Source organism: Tissierellales bacterium (genome assembly GCA_025210965.1).
Classification (GTDB): domain Bacteria; phylum Bacillota; class Clostridia; order Tissierellales; family JAOAQY01; genus JAOAQY01.
The window spans coordinates 1-18,473 of the sequence record JAOAQY010000024.1 but is presented as its reverse complement, the minus strand read 5'-3'; the positions used below and the strand labels follow the sequence as shown (position 1 = coordinate 18,473).

Below are 18,473 nucleotides of genomic sequence, written 5' to 3'. Positions count from 1 at the left end.
CCTATAATCCCCGCATCATTTTCAAGTGTAGCAATCTCAATTCTACCAGATTCAATAGATGCAAAGCTTTTCATACCTTCTATCTCTTTTCTAACCTTATTGATTAGAAAGTCCCCTGCTTTTGAAACTCCACCGCCAATTACAAAACAATCTGGATCAAGTATATTTATTAAGTTCGATATCCCTATAGATAAATAATGTACTAATCTGTCAACTGTTTCAACAGAAAGCTCATCTCCAGATTTTGCGCCATCAAATATCAGTTTCGCATTTAATCGGCCTGAATGTTCTTCTAAATTAGATTTTCTACCTAAATCTAGTTCTTTTTGAGCATACTTTATAAGCGCTGTAGCTGATGCAAATGTCTCCAAGCATCCGTTTCTTCCACAATTACAGTCATAAAAGTTATCGCCAACTACCATATGTCCTATTTCAGAACCTACGCCATGACTTCCGCCATATGCTTTACCATCTATTATCATTCCTCCGCCAACGCCTGTTCCTAGCGTCAAGAATACTCCATTTTTACATCCCTTCATTTTGCCAGCACCGTATTCTGCAACTCCTGCTACAGTAGCATCATTTCCTATTATCACCGGTAATTTAAGCAATTCTTCTAAAGGTTTTTTTAAAGGTACTTTTTCCCAATTTAAATTTACACAGTAAATTACCTCTCCACTAGCTTCATCTGCTACTCCGGGTATTCCTATTCCAACTGCCTTTATGTTTGACCTACTAAATTCACTCTCATCAATTATTTTATTTACTAGTTCTGCCATATCCTTTATAATATCACTAGCTGGTCTAGTAGCTTTTGTCTCAACACTATCTTTTAATAAAACTACACCATCATCATCAACAAGTCCGGCAGCTATATTAGTGCCACCTAAATCAATTCCTATATACATAATTTCAACTCCCTTTTTATTTTAATTCGGCAATTTAAGTCTATACCCGGCTGGAACCGAATTAGCATCTTTTATATTGTTGAGTTTTATTATATCATTTACGCGACTTCCGTCTCCATAGAATTTATTACTTACCTTATAGAGATTATCACCTTTTTGGAGTACATAAGTTTTATAACTTTCAGATTTTGACTTTTCCTCTTCCTGTGCTTGTTCGGCAATTTTTTCTTCTAATTTTTCATTCAACGTATCATCTGATGACTCTATTATATCGTCTGTTTTTATATTGTTCTCCATATTATTTTCTGCATTATTTTCTTTACCACTACTTACATTCTCCACATTCAACTCATTATCAACAATAGTACTATCTATACTATTTCCTATTTCATTATCTTTTTCCGTAGTTTCAACTACATTTTCCTCTTTTTCAACAACTAATTTCTCATCATTATTTTGTACATCTTTATTTTCTACTACTTCTGTATCAACTTTAGGAACTTTTTTTTCTACCTTCTCAAATATTGTATATACTCCAAATACTATCAAAATCATGGTAATCGTAACAATTGTTGCCTTTAAAACTTTAGGCCAAACAGGTGGTTTTGGAATTACTACAGATTCATTTGCTTCTACTTCTATTACTTCACATATCCAATTGTCATGTCCACAAATTCCATCCACCACAGTTTCCAACTCATCAATTCTATCTCCAACTATAAATGACGTCAGCTCTACTTCAGATATATTGTTGTAAACCTCTTTAGAACAAATTACAAATTGCTGCCCTTCATATAAGTGAAATGCTTTTGTAATTTCTACAGGCTCTTCGACAGACTTCATGCCAATGTATTTTGTCAATTGATCAGCACCAGTTTCATTCTTGGCTTCACTTGGTTTCATTATTCCCTGTTCTATCCATTGATTAGCTAAAATATGCTCTTGTGATAATACTTTTAATTCACCTTGTTCTATAGAATAAACTCTTAAATCTCCCGCAAAGAAACACACCCCACTATTTTGATATGTCAAAACCATAAGAATTGATGCAGGATCAAGCTGCCAATCCAAATTTATTTTTTGAACTGTCTCTTTTATATTCCATACAAAATCAGTAATTTGAGTATACTCTCCAATAAAATTCACTTTTTCATATAGTGTTTCAAAATAAGGATCAAGCATTTCTTCAGTCCAATGCTCTCCTAATAAATCTTGACTTATATATCCAAGTAAATGTGCAGGTGAGCTAATACTGTCTTCACTTTCATAGCGATATATTTTCCTACTACTCGCTAAGTGATACTTGCTATTTAATACCGCTCTATTTGCCATTTCTCCGCCCCTTTTCTAACAATAATTTTTCTTCTTCTTCCTCAAAATTTTTTACCTTGTTCTCTCTTGTCCACGGATTTATATCACTAGGTATGTCATTTCCTGCTCCAAATTTCACACATATAAATATGCACAGCAAAAGCAATGCTATAAGAACAACACCCATGTCTTACCTCCTTAAAGCAAATATTTGCTAAAAATCAATCCACCTACAACTATTGCAAAAATAGCAGAAAGCAATACCGCTCCAGCTGCAACATCCTTAGCTGTTTTTGCCAGTGGATGAATATTTTCAGTATAAAGATCTATAGTTTTTTCAATAGCTGTATTTATCATTTCCGATACCATGACAACCATAGCTGAAAATAAAATCAAACAAACATCTTCTATTGCCATGGAAACACTTATCATTATAAATATAAGTACCACCAATGCAAGTGTATGTAAGCGCATATTTCGCTGTGATCTAAAACCATATACTATTCCCTCCATAGCATACTTAAAACTCTGAAAAAGCTTTCTTTTTTTCATAAAATTTCGCCTCTTATCCTTTAGGTCACTCTAAAACTATGATTAGAATTCTTTTCTACAATATACACATCTCTTTTATTTGTTGAATCCAAAATATTGTAGAAAAAAATTAACTTAATGAAGTTTTTCAGTAACCATATTATCATTTAGCTTTTTTATATCACTCCAAAAATTCTATATACTATTATTTTACAACATTTTGCCTATATAAACAGCTACTTTTGTGAATTGAAATTTTCTTGTAATGCAATTTATTCGATTGATTAGTTCTAAATAGTTTGATAAAATAAATTTAATAATAGAAAAGGAGAGCTGTTATGGATTACCGATTAAATGAGAAATTTTTAAATCTTTATTTAAATGCACCTGAAAATAAAATTATGAATAAAGTCCTTAGAAAAGTTGTTAAGGAGATTTTGGAAAATTATAACACATTATCGCCTAGTGATCTTGCATGGCTAGAATCCTTTCTTGCCTGTGTAGTACGCGCAAAGCGAATTGTCGATATACCTAAACAATTAAATGTATTGGTATATAATCACGAACTTCCAGAAATAAAAGCAGATTTCGTAGCTCTTAGAGATTCGGCACCTAGTAGATATTTTGATGATTTAAGAAAATTCCAAGCAGTTCTTGATAATGAACTAAATCTAATAATTACAGATCGTTCTGATGAAAATCAAACAGCTAGAGACATCATTACTGGATTTAGAACTAGTAAATATGGCTCTAAGCGAAAATAAATTATATTTTATTTTTACTAAAAAAGCTATGTCAAAATAGTTAAATCTATTTTGACATAGCTTTTTTACAATCTAAAATTTTGCATCATCAATATCTTCCAAGTGCTTATTAACAAAATTTGCAATATCTTCAATAGTAGTTTCTTCAAATGGTGATTTCAAATTTGCTTCTCTCACAAGATTTAAAAATGAATCACTACCGCCCTTTTTACAAAGAGCTAGATAATCAGTCCACGCCGTTTCTGGAGTCTCTTCTGATTTTTTCCAAAATTGGAACGCGCATATTTGAGCTAGTGTATAATCTATATAATAGAATGGATCTTTAAATATATGACCTTGTCTAAACCAAAATGTTCCCTTATCTAAGAATTCATTCCCCTCATAGTCCAAGCTAGGCATGTATTTTTTCTCACAATTTCTCCATGCTCTTTTTCTATCGTCTGCACTCGCATTAGGATTTTCATATACAAAATGCTGGAAATCATCTACTGTAACTCCATATGGTAAAAACGTAAATGCATCATTTACATGGTTAAAATAGTATTTTTCAGCATCTTCTTCAAAAAATAGATTCATCCAAGGATGGGTCAAGAACTCCATGCTCATAGAGTGAATCTCACACGCTTCTAGTGTAGGCCAAACGTATTCTGGCAATTCATAATCTCTACTCATATAAACCTGAAATGCATGACCGGCTTCATGAGTCAATACATCCACATCATCCGCTGTACCGTTAAAATTTGAAAATATAAAAGGTGATTTATAGTCGTTTATAAATGTGCAGTATCCACCAGGTGATTTACCATCCTTGCTAAGAACATCCATCAATTCATTTTCCATCATAAAATCAAAAAACTCACCGGTTTCTTTTGACAATTCATGGTACATCTTTCTTCCCGCTTCTAATATTTGCTCCGGTGTTCCCTTTGGAGTTGCATTTCCAGAATTAAAACTTATATTTAAGTCATAGTATTTTAACGCATCGAGACCTAATCTAGTTGCCTGTTTTGATCTGAGTGACTCTGCAATTGGCACTACGTACTTTTCTATAGCACTTCTATAAACTGAAACTGATTTTGAATTATAATCAGTTCTGCCTAGTCTATCATATCCAAGCTCAACAAAATTGTCATAACCTAGTTTTTTAGCTATATTATGTCTGATTTTTACCATTTCATCGTAAATTTCATCAAACTTACTCTCATTTTCAGCAAAAAAACCTGCTACCAAATCCGCTGCTATTTTTCTCTCTTCACGATTTTTTGACATCATAAAAGGACGCATTTGAGGAATATTGTAAACCTTACCATCATACTCAATCTCCGCTGATGCCAGTAATTTAGTATACTTGCTAGATAATTGATTTTCAACTTTTAAATCCTCTAGTATATCGTCTGAGTATGTCTTTATTTGAAGTTCTGCCATATCAAACAATAGTTTTCCCCATTTTTCTTCAAGTTCATCTCTGTATTGAGATTTTATAAGTGCCTTGTAAAAATTACTTACAAGACCTTCGTATTCTGGCATAGCTCCATCAAAAAAATCTTGCTCTGCTTCATAAAAAGAATCTTTTGTATTTATACTATATCGAATCCCAGCAATCTCTGCTTGTGTCAAAAAAGTATTTCTGACCTTCACTATAGATTTTAAAGCTTCATTTTGAGCACTAGCAGATTCTGCTTTTTCAAACATATCTATCTCTTTTTTGAATTCCGCTTTAAACGCATCTAAATCTGGTCTTTTGTACTCGAACTCTGAAAATTTCATTTGCGTCACTTCCTTTTTTATTTTTGATTTTAAAACAAAACCCTGCTATTATGCAGGGCTTTGTATTTAATTAAATTTTAGCTCATTATCCTCGACATCTATGTTTATCTTGCTACCTTCTTTGTAAATTCCTTTTAAGTATAACTCTGAAATCTCATCTTCAATATACTTCTGTATAGTTCTTCTAAGTGGTCTCGCTCCATATTTAGGATCAAAACCTTTCTCTAAAAGCCATTCTCTGACTTCTTCGGTATAACTTAGCTTCATTTTGCTCTCGCCTACCTCTTCTCGAACTTCAGAAAGCATAAGCTCAACTATCTGTCTAAGCTCATCTTTTTTAAGAGAATCAAATACTATAATCTCATCAATTCTATTTAGAAACTCTGGTCTAAATGATGCCTTCAGTGCTTCATGAACTGATCCCTTTAAATCTGATTCATTGTCTTTATTAAATCCAATAACACTAGATTTATAGCTAGTTCCAGCATTTGATGTCATGACTATAACTGTATTTTCAAAAAACACGGTCCTGCCCTGACTATCCGTAAGTCTGCCATCTTCAAGTATTTGAAGTAGCATATTGTAAACGTCAGGATGAGCTTTTTCAATTTCATCTAGTAGTATTACTGAATATGGTTTTCTTCTAACTCTCTCTGTAAGCTGTCCACCTTCATCATATCCTACATATCCAGGAGGTGCACCTATAAGTTTTGACACTGTGTGCTTCTCCATATACTCGGACATATCGATTCTAATCATAGCCTCTTCACTTCCAAAAAGTTCTGCAGCAAGTGTTTTCACCAATTCAGTCTTACCAACTCCAGTAGGACCAACAAATATAAACGATGCTGGTTTTCTCTTCCTTCTAAATCCAGATCTATTTCTTCTAATTGTCTTCGCAAGTGATTTTATTGCATCATTTTGACCTATTACTCGTTTGTGTAATTGTGATTCTAGCCCTAATAATCTGTCAGCCTCATCTTCTGTAATCTTATGAACTGGAATTTTAGTCCATGCTTCTATAACATAGGCTATATCTTCTTTTGTTATCTCTACATCCGCAGTTTCCTGCTCTAGTTTTGTAATCTTATCTTTAATCTTAAGCTCTTGAACTTTCAATTCTGCAGCTTTTTCATAATTATCTTCTTGAGCATACTTCGCTTTCAAATCGCCAATTTCATCATACTCTTGTCTTAATTTCTCAAGTTCTACAAGTCCTAAATTTTTGAGATTTGCCCTTGAACCAGCTTCATCTATCACATCAATCGCTTTATCGGGAAGATATCTATCCGTTATATATCTTTCTGATAATCTAACCGCATGCTCTATAACATTGTCATCAATCTGAACCTTGTGATATCTCTCGTAATAATCTTTTATTCCCTTTAAAATTTCTACACTATCCTCAACTGAAGGTTCTTCCACCATAACTGGTTGAAATCTTCTCTCCAAAGCCGAATCTTTCTCTATATGTTTTCTATACTCTTCTAGCGTCGTAGAGCCTATGATTTGAACATCGCCCCTAGCAAGAGCTGGCTTTAGTATATTAGCTGCATTCATCGCTCCATTTTGTGCCTCTCCCGCCCCTACTATATTGTGAAGTTCATCTATTACTAGTATTACATTTTCTTCTCTTTGAGCTTCATCTATTATAGCTTTCATTCGGCTTTCAAACTGACCTCTAAACTGAGTTCCTGCAACTATTGCAGTTAAGTCTAGTAGATATATCTCTGCACCAAACAGTTTTGCCGGCACTTTCTTTTCAACAATTCGAAGTGCTAACCCTTCTGCAATAGCTGTTTTCCCAACACCGGGCTCTCCAATGAGTACAGGGTTGTTCTTGTTTCTTCTATTTAATATTTGTACCACTCTGTCTATTTCATCATATCTTCCAATTATACGATCTATAAATCCTTCTTTTGCTTTCAACGTCAAATTAGATCCGAATTTATCCAAATACTTGCGTTTTCTTCGCTTTTGCTTTCTAGAAGGTTCTTCTTTTTCGTCAACCTCAACAAATTCAGCATCAGGATATTCATCATCTTTTTCAAATTCATCTTCACTTCCCGCCATCGAGCCATTGAACATTTGCATAAAATTATCCTTCATTCCCTCTGGCATCATTCGATCCATAGATTCTGTCATTTCTTTAATTTCATCTTCATCCATATCTTCAAGCATACCAGATACATGCTTATTCATCGTCGCTAATTCCTCTGGACTCATTCCAGTCTGTTTGATAAGCTCATCCACCATAGGAATCCCTTTTTTGCGAGCGCAATCAATGCAAAGTCCCTCAACGACTGTCTTTCCATTTTCCACTTTATTAGTAAAAATAACGGCTAAGTTCTTTTTACATTCAGAACACATCATCATAATTGATCCACTCCATTCTATTCTGTCTATTAGACAGGCTACTACTTCAATAATAATTTAATTTGCTTCCTTCACATTATAACGTAAATGCAAGAAGTCCCACAAGGTATGAAATAAATAAAACCCTGAGGGACTTTCACGTTTACCATCGTAATCTAATTATACATTGTAATTATTAAAAAACTATTAACAGTAAAAATTTTAAATTTTATTTTAATCTTTTTAGCAAATTACCGTAGATTTATTCATTGTTCTTATATACACTACCGAGATTTATCATTCTGTTTAGAACAAGTAACAACACTCCAAGTCCTATAAATAAAAAAACTAATCCATATATATCTGCTACAAATCCAAGTATTGGTGCCATTATAATCATCACTAGTGCCTTCATCTGACTCTCTACAGAAAGTACAGTAGCCCTTTGTCTCTTTTCTAAATGATCTCCTATAACATCAACAAATGCTGGTCTTCTTGCATTTTGAAATATATACGTCAATAAATATAGTATTATAACCCATATGAACTTGCCATCTTTCAAACCTGCTCCCATAGCTATTATACAAATTCCAAATAAATTAAATAGTGAATTCATAAGTCCTATAGAAGAATATTTTTCTGTAATTCTATACACATTCCTAGATGCAACAGCTGACAACAAATACGTTACACCATAAACAATTCCAAGTGCAAATTTAACCTGCATATCAGCATCTAAACGATCTAAGCTACTTATTGCACCCGCTACTATCAATGTTTTCATCATAGGCTGAATATAGTCTTTTAGTAGCTTAAAAATTCCATCAAATATAGCTGATGATGCTATTATTCGCTTCAAATCCGATTTGCCTTTTATCTCTTTTATTTGATCTCTCATCTCTTTAACAAAATCTTTTACAGAAAAAACATGAACATGTCTTTCATTAAATCTTTCAGGATAACTAGCGATGAGAGCAAAATCTATAGCATAAGGAATAATGCATATGAAAAACAATTGATTCAACGGTACGTATAAAATCATGAAAATACTAACTATAGCCGATATAGCCGATCCTAAAAGCGAAAATGATCGAGTTCTACCATATACAAATGTCTTGTACTTTGTCCAATTTTGTTCATCTAGATAGCTCATTATTATGGCCTTATGTGTTCCTGACCTAAATGCTTCACCTAATCCAAATAACACCATACCTATTGCAAGTACTATAAATTTAGTCCCCATAGAAAAACACACAAACGACAACATATAAAATACAAAACATATCTTTAGCTCTGTTTTCTTACCATAACTGTCAGCAAATACTCCAGATGGAATCTCAAATATATATGTCATCGCCTCTCTGATCGCATAGAGCCAACCAATTTGAAATAACGACAAATTTAGTGTCATAAAATAGTAAACCAAGTATGGTTCAAAAAATTTAAGATTTTTGAAAAAACCATAAAAACAAAATTTAATTATTAAAGGATCTCTCTTAATAGATTTAATATCCATATGACGTCTCCCTTACCTAAATGTATTTCTCCATTCTAATATCATCATACCAATTTCCATTGTAATAAGTGAATTTAGCCAATGTTGAAATCTCCTTATAGCCAAGATTCTCATATAGTTTTCTTGCTTTTGTATTGTGCTCAAAAACTCCAAGTTCTATTCTCTTAAATCCAAGTTGCTTCGCCTCTTGCTCCAAAAAAAGCATGGCCTGACGTCCAACTCCAGTACGCCAATAATCTTTTTCTCCAACGCAAAGTCCTATCCAAGCTGTCCTAGGTTCTGTTGCTACTAAATTGTCAAAACCTTCTAATATGCTTACTTCACCAATCCATCTCTTTTCGTCATATATACCATATCGTTTTCTATTTGGCTTAGTTCTAACCATCATCCTAATCTCAGCTGGTGTTATAGGATCTAAATCCTCTCCTGTAAAATTTGGATGCAAATACGGCAATATGTCAGGATCGTTATACCACTTTTCTAATGTGTGAATCATATCCTTATCATAACTTGTTAAAACCTTAAATTGCATTAAATCTCCCCTAACCTTTTTTCTTTATTGTACCACTTTTTTCGACAATCGGTACCTTAAATAAATAGATAATGGTAAAATTCCTACAAACATTAGTTCAGTCATAATTATATGAACACTAAATATATCTCTACTATCCATCAACATACCAATAAGAGGAAGTGTAATAGCCATTGCAAGATTAGAAAGCAAACTGTGTAGAGAAATAATAGTAGCCCTCTTATTTGATGGTATATTTTTATTTAAACTTTTCATTATAACTGGCTTGTAAAGTCCTCTAGCCATCTGCTGTGGTAATATGAAAATCACACCAACAAATGTATTTGTAAACCCTAATAATGCAAACGATACTAATATCAAACTCACAACTAACAATAAAGTTTTACCCTTTGTCTTAGATATTATTTCTCCGCTATACTTTGATGTGAGCGCAGCTACTAGGTTAAATAATGCAAATATATATCCGAAATGAACTACTGGTATGTCAATTGCCTTTAGATATGGCTGAAAAAACCAAAATCCAGCACGGTAAAATATGCAAAAGAACATAGAATATACAATAAGTGCTTTAACTTTACCGTGATTTGCAGTGTATTTAACACTAGAGGCAATCTGCCCGAAGTAGCTAGGTTTCTCCTCAAATTCATAAACTTCAATTTCTTCAAAAAATAACTCTATAAATAAGGCTATAAGCATAAATCCACCAGATATGATCATTGGAAGTGCTTCATTTATCTCAAAAGCATAACCAGCTAAAATAGAACCTGGTATTTGCGCTATGAGTGAAAGAGCATGTCCTTTTCCCTGTATTTTCTTAAAATCACTCTCCCTATCTAATTTCTTTAAAGTATCATATAGAAGTGCCGTATCTGATCCTGATTTAAAACACACTCCTATTGAAAATGTAATTTCTGCAAGTGCAAACCAAAAAAAATTGTGCCCAAATGCATAAAAAATAGTGCTCACAAACATGCAGAGTGATCCGAGCATTACACTATATTTTCTTCCAAGCAAATCACCTACAGCTCCTGTTGGAACTTCCATTATAGTAATTGTTATTGCGGCTATGGATTGTAATGCCATTATCTGCGTGAAGTTAAGTCCCCTTCCTAGCAAAAATAATGTTAGTACTGGTCCTAGTATCAATAAATTCGTAAATGTTGAATACCAATAATAAATTGATATATTTCGTTTTATCCCCATAAAACTCCCCCTCAAAAAATATATTTTTCCTATCTTATAACTTTTTTCACAAAATATCAACCAAAAATTTCTATTGACTCACTTCGACTACAAGTGTAAACTATAATTATCAACTACATTTGTAATCGAGGAGGAATTAACATGACTTTTGTTGACAAAATATCTGATGCAGAATGGGAAGTACTAGAAGTACTTTGGAAACATAATAATAGCACTGCATCTGATGTTTTTAATTATTTAGATTCTCAAAGGGGGTGGAAAAAAAACACAGTCAAAACTCTGCTTTCTAGGCTTGTTGAAAAGGAGATTTTGACCTATAAACAAGAAGGACGCTCGTATATATATAGCGTTCGATACAGTAAAGAAGAATGCAGACAGATGAAAAATAAAGTTTTTCTAGATAAGTTTTATAAGGGCGGAGTAAAAGATTTATTCGCAAGTTTTTTAAAAACTGAAGAAATCAGTAAGTCAGATTTAGAAGATTTAAAGAAAATGCTCGACAATATGGATAAATAGGAGAAAACAATGCTAATAGATATTTCAAAACATATTTTAACTGCCTCATTTTGGGGAAGTATAGTTATATTCGCTATACTAGTTTTACAAAAAATTCTGGGAACTAAAATAGGAGCAAAAAGTCAATCTTATCTATGGTTGGTCGCCGTTTTAAGATTGGTATTTTTTGCTCCGCCTGAAATTCCTATAGCCTTTAAATCGGCTCTTAAAATAAAGGAATTTAATAATATTATACCAAAAAACAATCTCTCATATAAGGCCTCAGAAATTTTAAGTTGGTTTGATACATCTAATTTTAATGAAATCCAAGTTGAATCAAATTATTTTCACATTGATTGGCTAAATATAGTTTGTATCTTATATCTAGCATTTGTTGTGCTATTTAGTTTAAAAAGATTATTTTTGAAGTGCAAATTACAAAAACATTTCAAAGCTAATTCTATTGTAGCCTCTTGTGAATTAAAGAATTTGCTAGATAAAAATTGCCAAAAAATGAAAGTATATAGAAGTGTTCAATTATTATTCTCAAATAGTGTCGAAAGCCCAATAGTATTTGGATTTTTTAATCCTACAATAGTACTGCCTATCAATTCACTTGATTTTCTAAGCTATAGAGAAATAGAATATGCCATGCTACACGAATTAGCGCATATAAAGCGATTTGATGTTCTAATATTTGAAATAACTGCTTTCCTTAAAAAACTTTATGCCTTCAATCCATTTATAAGATACGGCTTAGCTAGATACGAGCAATGTATTGAAACTGCTTGTGATGCAATGGCTTTAGAACTTGTTTCTTTAAATGAAAAAAAAGCCTACGGGCTATGTCTAATTAAATGGCTAGAATCTGTAAATTTAGAAAAACTTGAGCCTTCTGTCTTGCATTATGCTTCGACAAAAAAACAATTACAAAGGAGGCTTTTTACAATTATGAATTTCAAAAATAACGCAAATAAAATACTAGCTATGGGGTGTATACTCAGTTTATCTGGTTTCCTAGTACTAGCTGAAGTTCAAGCTCAAAGCATTTGTGACAACAAGGATTTATATGAAAGTAGCCCGAAGGTATTGTCTATGGAAAGTACAATACCTCAAGACACTCAATCAGCTAAAATTCAAGCAACCGAAACAAAGTCAGAAGAAGTCACTGAAACCACACCTGCTGAAAATATAGAGTGGCTATGGCCTTTAGATAACAAATACAAACGAATTTCATCTAGCTATGGTAACAAAATGCATCCTGTATTAAAAAAAGAAACATTTCACTCTGGAATAGATATCCCTGCACCAAGGGGAAACGACATAAAATCAACTAGGTCTGGAAAAGTTATATTTTCTGGTGAAATAGGTGGCTATGGTCGAACTATAATAATAGATCATGGAGATGGCTACGCTACATTTTATGCTCACACATCTGAGCTACTCGTTAATAGAGACGATGCTATAAGCGCTGGTACTATAATAGCAAAAGTTGGAAGTACTGGTCGCTCAACAGGGCCGCACCTGCACTTTGAAATAAGAAAAGATGGAGAAACTGTAGACCCTCTAACTCTAGTAAGTGTCCCTGAAGAATAAAGTGTAAGTTTTATTCCATTTTGTGTATACTTTCAGACCGCGAAATACTTTTCGCGGTCTTTTTAATACCGTTTATGGAATTCATATTGATTTTTATTTAAAGTGATGATATCTTTATTTTACGCATTATATATTATATAGTTCATTTTAAAGGAGATGATATCATGTCGTTAAAAAAAATCACAGCTACTATTCTTTGTTCTCTAATGATCATGCCTGCTATTGCATCTGCTAGCCCTAGCATTAGAGACTGCTCAGCTTTACCTGTTCACGCTCAAGATTTACAGAGTGCCTATAATTTAGTTCAAAACTATGGTGAAAAATATGGTATTGATTTTGATCTATCCTATGAAACTTTTGTCAAAAATTACAATCCAAAAGCTTATAATTCACCATCTGATTATGCAAACTCCTACATATCTATTTTGGAGCCTCATCAGAAATACAATTATACAATGAGGAATTCTAGCGGATCGAATTTATGGCATTATAATACAGGAACAGTTCTGCCTCACAAAGCGAACTATAGTTCTTATAATCTTCTTTCAACCGTAAAAAAAGGCGATATACTATTTGAGGCTTCTGGTGGATTTGGAATAACCGCTCACGTAGCAATTGTAGAAGGTATATATTACTCTGAAGCCCAAGGACAATACTATATCAGGCTTATAGAAGCAATAAGCAATGGAATTTCAAGAAGTGTCCTAGATGATGAAAGATTTGATGATAGACAGGGCACTATATACAGAGTTAGTGGCGTTAGTCAAAGTCAAATTGATAAAGCTGTAGATTTTGCAGTTTCTCAAATTGGCAAAAATTACATGCTGGATTTCAAAAAAGATACATCGCCTTATGAAAAGGACTGGTATTGTTCTGAACTTGCATGGGCATCTTATAAAAATCAAGGTATAGATATAGAAGAAGATGGCTTCACAGAACCTGGCGTTACACCTAGAGATTTACGAGATTCAGATAATACAATTTTGATTCCTTGTAGATAGCATTAGGCAAAATATATTAAGAAAAACAGCCTCACTTATACTATTATGAACTTCCCTCCAAAAGTTAGATTTTTAGGTCCAAATTTTAGGGATCAGTTTAATTTTCATTATAAGTGAGGCTGTTTTCATATATAATTGTAAAAATGATATTTATTTTTTCAAACCAGAACCACAAAGTGGTATTATCGCTTTTTTGTCATCTCCTGTTGATTTGACATAATCGAAATATCCAGCAAATGTTGCAGCCGTTGTAGGTTCTACATAATAACCCAAATGTGCTAGATGTGACTTCATTTCCATAATCCCATTATTTGGTGCTAATATTACTTTGCCACCAATTTCTCTTATCGCACTAAGTATTTGATTTCCTCTTCTAGGATTCGCTATTGCAATTCCACTCGCTTCTGTTCCCGCATTTTTCACCTCAAACACTTCATTCTCTTCAGATACAAAAGCTTCGTATATCGGAGCACACCCTTCTGCTTGAACCACTATAACCTCTGGATAACTCACTATCAATCCACTCTCTTTAAATTCTAAAAGCGCTTGATATATTCCTAAAAATAAAGAACCATTTCCAAGAGGTACAACTAAACGCTCTGGTAGCTCACCTAGCTGTTCGTAAATTTCATATATATATGTTTTAGTTCCCTCATAAAACACAGGATTAAATACATGACTTGCATAAAATACATCGCAGTCCACGGAAGCTTCTATGGCCGCTTTTTGAGTATCTTCCCTCGAACCGTTTACTATTATGACTTTTGCCCCGTGCGATTCTATTTGTGCTATCTTCTTTTCAGAAGTCCCTTTTGGAACATATATATCACATTGAAGACCACCTCTTGAAGCATAAGCCGCAACTGCAACACCAGCATTTCCACTGCTATCTTGTACTAATTTTTTCGCTCCCCATTGTAGTGCTTTAGATATTAGAACAACAGCTCCTCTGTCTTTGAATGACAATGTAGGCATGGCATATTCTAATTTCACAAATAAATTAGGTTGAGCTTTTGACAATGGCTTGATAGCTGTCATTCCCTCACCCATAGATAAATCCTTCCATATGCTATGATTTACAGGAATACTATTCTCATATCTAAAAAGACTCCACTCTTTATCGAGTATCTTTGAAGGTTTAAAACTTCTCTCTGATTTTACTATATCGTACATTCCACCGCATTCACATATGTAATTTGCTTTACTAGCTTCAACTTCACTTCCACAAATCCGACATACAAATTTCATAAAAACACCCCTCTATTTTAATTGTCCACAACTTAACTCTCTAAAACAATTTCTAAAATATCAAATTCATTATATCACAATGAATTTGTTCTCCAAATAATTGTCTTTTTTGGGTCAATATTTACACTTTGTCACCTTTGTTATTTTTAGGTTGACAAAGTTTTTCAATTTCATATATACTTATTCTGTAAAATAATTGTACAAAATCTCTTTTCAATTATTTATAAACAAAATATTTTTTAGGAGGAAGCCTATGTCTATTGAATCTATTTTCGAATCCATAAAATCCGGAAATCTAATTACAAAACAAGAAGCAATGACTTTAACCTTATATCCAACCAATGATCTATGTCATTATGCTAATCTCATATGTAAGCATTTTTGCAAAAATGAGTTCGACCTTTGCAGTATAACAAACGGAAAAAGTGGAAAATGCTCTGAGGATTGCAAATATTGTGCACAATCTGTCCACAATCACACAAATATAGAATGCTATTCACTTAGAAACAATAGCAGTTTACAAAGAGATGGGTTATATAATAACGCAAAGGGAGTTGCTCGATTTTCCATAGTAACTTCTGGAAGATCACTATCCGATGCAGAAATTGAAAATCTATCTAAAACATATGGTAGTTTAAAAAGATTATCAAAGCTAGGTCTTTGTGCTTCTCATGGCTTACTGTCAAAATCCCAACTCCAAATATTGAAAAATTCTGGAGTAACTAGATATCACAACAATTTAGAAACTTCTAGAAAATTTTTCCCATCAATATGTACGACTCATAGCTATGATGAAAAGATATCTACAATAAAAGATGCACAAGATATAGGGCTTGAAGTCTGTAGTGGTGGTATTTTTGGTCTCGGCGAAAACTATGAAGATAGAATAGACTTAGCTCTAACTCTTAGATCCCTAAATATAAAATCTGTTCCAATAAATTTTTTAAACCCAATCGAAGGTACTCCATTAGCTCATTTAAAACCACTTTCAGAAGATGAGATAAAGAAAAGTGTAGCAATAATGAGATTTATACTTCCGGATGCTTTTCTGAGATTAGCTGGAGGACGAGGTCTTCTCCCAAATTTAGGTCATGACTTATTCGAATGTGGTATAAATGCAAGTTTAACAGGTGACCTACTTACTACCCCAGGTATTTCAATCGACTGCGATTTAGAAAAAATTAAATCTCTCAATTTAGAGGTGAAACGATATGACTAAATCAATATTTATAACTGGAACTGGAACAGATATTGGGAAAACATATGTATCCGCTCTTATAGCAAAAAAACTCTCAAAATCAAATACGAATGTCTCTTATTACAAACCTGCTCTAAGTGGTGCTATAAAAACAAAAACTAATCTGATCGCTGGAGATGCATATGAAGTTTTCGAAATCGCAGGTTTAAAAGGCAACCCAAATTCAAACGTTTCTTATATATTAGAAACTCCAGTATCTCCGCATTTAGCTTCTAAAATGGAAGGGGTGAGCATAGATTTAGACAAAATATTAATGGATTATAAAACTATATCAAAACAGCACGAATACCTAATAGTCGAGGGTTGTGGTGGAATCATATGTCCTATAAATAGCTCTCCTAAATTGATGCTTACAGATATTATAAAGACTCTTGATTTAGATATTATAATAGTAGCTGATGCATCTCTAGGTACTATTAATTCAAGCTTACTGACAATTAATCACGCTAAAAATCTAGGTCTGAATATAAAAGGAATCATTTTGAATCGCTTTGATAAAAACAATTTTCTTCACATAGATAATAAAATACAGATACAAGCGCTAAGTGATATACCTGTAATTGCGTGTGTTGGTACAGGTGACAGTGAAATTGATATAGATATAGAATTTTTAAAATCACTTTACAAGGAGGTCTTTTAGACATGAATTACGCAGAAAGAGACTTAATGCATATATGGCATCCTAGATCTCAAATGAAAGATTATGAGGAACTTCCTCCCATTGTTATCGACCATGCAAGCGGTTTAAATTTATACGATATAGATGGAAATTCTTACCTCGATATAGTAAGTTCTTGGTGGTGTAATCTTTTAGGTCATTGTCATCCTAGGATTAACGCAGCCCTCAAAGATCAACTAGATAATTTAGAACATGTAATTTTTGCTAATTTTTCTCACAAGCCAGCTATTGAGCTATGTGAAAAACTAGCTAAAATAACACCTCAAGCAATTAACCGTTTCTTCTTTACAGATAATGGTTCTTCATCTGTTGAAGTTGCATTAAAAATCAGTTTTCAATATCAGCATCAAATAGGTCAAACTAATAGGAAAAAGTTCATGGCACTAAGTGATGCTTATCATGGTGAGACACTCGGCTCACTTTCAGTAGGTGGAGTAGATGCATATTCAAAATTATATCAACCACTCTTATTTGACACAAAACGAATTCAAAGTCCTGATTGCTATAGATGTCCTTACGGCAAAAACTCTAGTAGCTGCTCTGCAGAATGTTTCGAATATGCAGAAGAAGCTTTCAAAGAGCAAGGCCATGAAACCTGCGCTATGATAGTAGAACCGCTTTTACAAGGCGCCGCCGGGCTCAAAGTATATCCTCCAATATATTTAAAGAAAATGAGAGAAATCTGCACTAAATATGGAGTGCTACTGATTGCAGATGAAATTGCTACAGGTTTTGGCAGAACAGGTAAATACTTTGCATGTGATCACGCAAATATATCGCCTGATTTGATATGCCTTTCAAAAAGCTTAACTGGTGGATATCTTCCTATGGCAATAGTAGGAACAAGTGATGAAGTGTATAATGCTTTCTATGGCGATTACAATGATGGCAAAGCATTTTTACACAGTCATACCTATAGTGGAAACCCGTTAGCATGCAGAGCTGCTGTTGAAGTTTTGAACATACTAGAAGAAGAAAATCTAGTAGAAAAAGCTGCTTCAAACTCAGATTATTTCCACAATCTAATTTGCTCAGAACTTCAAAATCATCCAAATGTTGGTGATATAAGATATATCGGTCTAATAAATGCTATAGAATTAGTATCTGATAAAAAAGCAAAAACTCCACTAGATTCAAAGAAAAGAACCGGCTACAATATTTACAAAAGGGCGCTAAAAAAGGGACTTCTATTAAGACCCCTTGAAGATATTCTATACTTCAACCCACCAATCATCATGACAAAGGATGAGATGATTAAAGCCATTTCCATTTGTAAAGAAGCTATAGAAGAAGAACTTGGTAGCTAAAT

17 protein-coding genes are annotated in these 18,473 nt (G+C 33.2%); 7 read left to right on the top strand and 10 right to left on the bottom strand.

From position 1 onward, the window contains the following. From N4A40_01355 to N4A40_01340, 4 genes are all read right to left on the bottom strand, one after another. Nucleotides 1–908, bottom strand: a 908-nt coding sequence (locus N4A40_01355; protein ID MCT4660478.1) for an ROK family protein, incomplete at its 3' end; no start/stop codon positions are given. A 21-nt stretch (nucleotides 909–929) separates the two neighbouring features. Beyond that, complete coding sequence (locus tag N4A40_01350) at nucleotides 930–2,240, bottom strand: LysM peptidoglycan-binding domain-containing protein (protein MCT4660477.1); 1,311 nt, start codon at nucleotides 2,238–2,240, stop codon at nucleotides 930–932. Further along, nucleotides 2,230–2,406, bottom strand: coding sequence for a hypothetical protein (locus tag N4A40_01345; GenBank protein MCT4660476.1), 177 nt, complete (start codon nucleotides 2,404–2,406; stop codon nucleotides 2,230–2,232). The genes N4A40_01350 and N4A40_01345 overlap by 11 nt, the downstream gene beginning before the upstream one ends. Nucleotides 2,407–2,417: 11 nt before the next feature. Then, nucleotides 2,418–2,771 (bottom strand): diacylglycerol kinase family protein, encoded by a 354-nt coding sequence (locus tag N4A40_01340; GenBank protein ID MCT4660475.1) that lies wholly within the window; start codon nucleotides 2,769–2,771, stop codon nucleotides 2,418–2,420. Nucleotides 2,772–3,088: 317 nt separating this feature from the next. Between N4A40_01340 and N4A40_01335 the strand changes: the two genes are divergently transcribed. Next, a complete protein-coding gene (locus N4A40_01335; GenBank protein MCT4660474.1) occupies nucleotides 3,089–3,514 on the top strand; it encodes a hypothetical protein in 426 nt (141 codons plus the stop codon). A 72-nt stretch (nucleotides 3,515–3,586) separates the two neighbouring features. On the opposite strand, the gene N4A40_01330 is transcribed toward N4A40_01335, so the two are convergent. The 5 genes from N4A40_01330 to N4A40_01310 all read right to left on the bottom strand — a co-directional run bounded on the left by N4A40_01330 (nucleotide 3,587) and on the right by N4A40_01310 (nucleotide 10,887). Beyond that, entirely contained in the window at nucleotides 3,587–5,281 is a 1,695-nt protein-coding gene (locus N4A40_01330) for a M3 family oligoendopeptidase (GenBank protein ID MCT4660473.1), read from the bottom strand. Between the two features lie 66 nt (nucleotides 5,282–5,347). Then, the gene (locus N4A40_01325; GenBank protein MCT4660472.1) at nucleotides 5,348–7,657 is read right to left on the bottom strand and encodes an ATP-dependent Clp protease ATP-binding subunit; all 2,310 of its coding nucleotides are present in this window, start codon (nucleotides 7,655–7,657) and stop codon (nucleotides 5,348–5,350) included. A gap of 241 nt (nucleotides 7,658–7,898) precedes the next feature. Continuing rightward, the gene (locus N4A40_01320; GenBank protein MCT4660471.1) at nucleotides 7,899–9,152 is read right to left on the bottom strand and encodes an MFS transporter; all 1,254 of its coding nucleotides are present in this window, start codon (nucleotides 9,150–9,152) and stop codon (nucleotides 7,899–7,901) included. 16 nt (nucleotides 9,153–9,168) lie between these two features. Continuing rightward, the gene (locus N4A40_01315) at nucleotides 9,169–9,684 is read right to left on the bottom strand and encodes a GNAT family N-acetyltransferase (protein MCT4660470.1); all 516 of its coding nucleotides are present in this window, start codon (nucleotides 9,682–9,684) and stop codon (nucleotides 9,169–9,171) included. Between the two features lie 24 nt (nucleotides 9,685–9,708). Next, complete coding sequence (locus tag N4A40_01310) at nucleotides 9,709–10,887, bottom strand: MFS transporter (protein ID MCT4660469.1); 1,179 nt, start codon at nucleotides 10,885–10,887, stop codon at nucleotides 9,709–9,711. Nucleotides 10,888–11,028: 141 nt separating this feature from the next. On the opposite strand from N4A40_01310, the gene N4A40_01305 reads away from it, so the two are divergent. From N4A40_01305 to N4A40_01295, 3 genes are all read left to right on the top strand, one after another. Beyond that, nucleotides 11,029–11,403: a BlaI/MecI/CopY family transcriptional regulator gene (locus N4A40_01305; GenBank protein ID MCT4660468.1), complete on the top strand. Its 375-nt coding sequence runs from the start codon at nucleotides 11,029–11,031 to the stop codon at nucleotides 11,401–11,403. Nucleotides 11,404–11,412: 9 nt separating this feature from the next. Next, on the top strand, nucleotides 11,413–12,978 hold the full coding sequence (locus N4A40_01300; protein ID MCT4660467.1) for a M23/M56 family metallopeptidase: 1,566 nt from the start codon (nucleotides 11,413–11,415) through the stop codon (nucleotides 12,976–12,978). A gap of 164 nt (nucleotides 12,979–13,142) precedes the next feature. Then, nucleotides 13,143–13,979 (top strand): YiiX/YebB-like N1pC/P60 family cysteine hydrolase, encoded by an 837-nt coding sequence (locus N4A40_01295; protein ID MCT4660466.1) that lies wholly within the window; start codon nucleotides 13,143–13,145, stop codon nucleotides 13,977–13,979. Nucleotides 13,980–14,129: 150 nt separating this feature from the next. Here the strand turns inward: N4A40_01295 and N4A40_01290 are convergent, their stop codons facing one another. Beyond that, nucleotides 14,130–15,227, bottom strand: a complete 1,098-nt coding sequence (locus N4A40_01290; protein MCT4660465.1) for a threonine synthase — start codon at nucleotides 15,225–15,227, stop codon at nucleotides 14,130–14,132. Nucleotides 15,228–15,480: 253 nt separating this feature from the next. Between N4A40_01290 and bioB the strand changes: the two genes are divergently transcribed. Genes bioB through bioA form a run of 3 tightly spaced genes read left to right on the top strand, consistent with a single transcriptional unit; the run spans nucleotide 15,481 to nucleotide 18,471 of the window. After that, entirely contained in the window at nucleotides 15,481–16,446 is a 966-nt protein-coding gene (bioB, locus tag N4A40_01285) for a biotin synthase BioB (protein MCT4660464.1), read from the top strand. Continuing rightward, nucleotides 16,439–17,125, top strand: a complete 687-nt coding sequence (gene bioD / locus N4A40_01280; GenBank protein MCT4660463.1) for a dethiobiotin synthase — start codon at nucleotides 16,439–16,441, stop codon at nucleotides 17,123–17,125. The genes bioB and bioD overlap by 8 nt, the downstream gene beginning before the upstream one ends. A gap of 2 nt (nucleotides 17,126–17,127) precedes the next feature. Next, a complete protein-coding gene (gene bioA, locus N4A40_01275; protein MCT4660462.1) occupies nucleotides 17,128–18,471 on the top strand; it encodes an adenosylmethionine--8-amino-7-oxononanoate transaminase in 1,344 nt (447 codons plus the stop codon). The last annotated feature ends 2 nt before the right edge of the window (nucleotides 18,472–18,473 follow it).

Coding starts and splice junctions, on each gene's coding strand:
- N4A40_01305 (MCT4660468.1), top strand. CDS start 11,029: ATGACTTTTGTTGACAAAATATCTGATGCAGAATGGGAAGTACTAGAA.
- N4A40_01315 (MCT4660470.1), bottom strand. CDS start 9,684: ATGCAATTTAAGGTTTTAACAAGTTATGATAAGGATATGATTCACACA.
- N4A40_01350 (MCT4660477.1), bottom strand. CDS start 2,240: ATGGCAAATAGAGCGGTATTAAATAGCAAGTATCACTTAGCGAGTAGT.
- bioA (MCT4660462.1), top strand. CDS start 17,128: ATGAATTACGCAGAAAGAGACTTAATGCATATATGGCATCCTAGATCT.
- bioB (MCT4660464.1), top strand. CDS start 15,481: ATGTCTATTGAATCTATTTTCGAATCCATAAAATCCGGAAATCTAATT.
- N4A40_01290 (MCT4660465.1), bottom strand. CDS start 15,227: ATGAAATTTGTATGTCGGATTTGTGGAAGTGAAGTTGAAGCTAGTAAA.
- N4A40_01325 (MCT4660472.1), bottom strand. CDS start 7,657: ATGATGATGTGTTCTGAATGTAAAAAGAACTTAGCCGTTATTTTTACT.
- N4A40_01330 (MCT4660473.1), bottom strand. CDS start 5,281: ATGAAATTTTCAGAGTTCGAGTACAAAAGACCAGATTTAGATGCGTTT.
- N4A40_01300 (MCT4660467.1), top strand. CDS start 11,413: ATGCTAATAGATATTTCAAAACATATTTTAACTGCCTCATTTTGGGGA.
- N4A40_01320 (MCT4660471.1), bottom strand. CDS start 9,152: ATGGATATTAAATCTATTAAGAGAGATCCTTTAATAATTAAATTTTGT.
- N4A40_01345 (MCT4660476.1), bottom strand. CDS start 2,406: ATGGGTGTTGTTCTTATAGCATTGCTTTTGCTGTGCATATTTATATGT.
- N4A40_01295 (MCT4660466.1), top strand. CDS start 13,143: ATGTCGTTAAAAAAAATCACAGCTACTATTCTTTGTTCTCTAATGATC.
- N4A40_01335 (MCT4660474.1), top strand. CDS start 3,089: ATGGATTACCGATTAAATGAGAAATTTTTAAATCTTTATTTAAATGCA.
- N4A40_01340 (MCT4660475.1), bottom strand. CDS start 2,771: ATGAAAAAAAGAAAGCTTTTTCAGAGTTTTAAGTATGCTATGGAGGGA.
- N4A40_01310 (MCT4660469.1), bottom strand. CDS start 10,887: ATGGGGATAAAACGAAATATATCAATTTATTATTGGTATTCAACATTT.
- bioD (MCT4660463.1), top strand. CDS start 16,439: ATGACTAAATCAATATTTATAACTGGAACTGGAACAGATATTGGGAAA.